This is a genomic window from Seonamhaeicola marinus (assembly GCF_008085455.1).
In genome coordinates this window covers 1-363 of the sequence record NZ_VSDQ01000819.1, presented here as the reverse complement: position 1 = coordinate 363, position 363 = coordinate 1, and the positions used below count along the sequence as shown (strand labels likewise).

At 28.1% G+C, this 363-nt stretch carries 1 protein-coding gene; it reads left to right on the top strand.

The annotated features are described in order from the left end of the window. Positions 1–87 precede the first annotated feature (87 nt). Complete coding sequence (locus tag FUA24_RS23705; RefSeq protein ID WP_147131992.1) at positions 88–315, top strand: DUF6341 family protein; 228 nt, start codon at positions 88–90, stop codon at positions 313–315. The last annotated feature ends 48 nt before the right edge of the window (positions 316–363 follow it).

The following is a 363-nucleotide window of genomic DNA, read 5'->3' as shown; positions in this document are numbered from 1 at the left end:
AAATACTTGTAATCATTAACTGTTTTTGTATTTTTGCTTTGTAAATATACTAACTATAAAACGGTTAGAAAACTTTAAAACACACTCATGAAAGATTTCTTTTACGCTATTAGAGATTTATTTGTTGACGTTCTTTTTACGCCTTTTGACGCTTTAAAAGAATTAGAACTAGAAAGCTGGTGGGCAGCCAATACCATATCATGGATTTTCATGATTATTTGTATGGTAGCCATTGTTTACTGGATAAAACAACTAAAAATATTTAATGATAATAACGAAGAGGATAAAAGTATTTCTTCGCACTCATTTTTATAAGTCGAAGCCTATATCCTTTCTAAAATACATCTTATCAAAGTTTAGTTT